Raw genomic sequence first — 556 nt, 5'->3', positions numbered from 1 at the left:
GATATTGTAGAAATCAGTACCGAAGGTATTTTGTATTACTTTGTAGTCAAGTGCAATTTCATCTTCATTTGAGTATGATAATGTTTCAACTATCTGACCCTTTTTGTTTCTCACCTTTTGAAATGCTATAGCGCCACCGACATCATCTAGTTGAATGATACCACCTTTTAAAACCCTACAAGTTGCTGCACCCAGAGCTCTTGCAATTCGTTCTGCTGACAGAGCCTTTTCTCCCATACGATGTTGAATAATTCTAATGATAAGGAGCGCAACGAAACATATTAGAAAATGTGCACGTATGTGCTCGTTCTTGCTTACAAATACAGGCCTTGCATAAAGATCTGTTTTCATAATCCTAAAAGACTGCTCTATCCTCCAAAGGCCACCATATACCTGGCGCATTTTACGCTCATCATAGTCAAGTTCACTGGTAATGATGCAAAAGTACCCATCATATATAGCGTCATTCTCTGCCTTTTCTAGATCAACTCTGCGTAGTTTTTTTGTGTTTGTCAGAATCTCGCCTGTTTTCTTGTCAATGATATCTTCTTTTGTG

The 556-nt window shown here is 38.3% G+C and carries 1 protein-coding gene; it reads right to left on the bottom strand.

What is annotated here, in order from left to right; translation table 11 throughout:
• A partial coding sequence (locus V4762_RS10015; protein ID WP_458646962.1) for an IS1634 family transposase occupies positions 1-556 on the bottom strand: 556 nt, incomplete at both ends.

This window comes from Thermodesulfobium sp. 4217-1, assembly GCF_039822205.1.
Classification (GTDB): Bacteria; Thermodesulfobiota; Thermodesulfobiia; order Thermodesulfobiales; family Thermodesulfobiaceae; genus Thermodesulfobium.
Note: the sequence above shows the minus strand (reverse complement) of the source record. Positions and strands in the feature narration are given on the sequence as shown.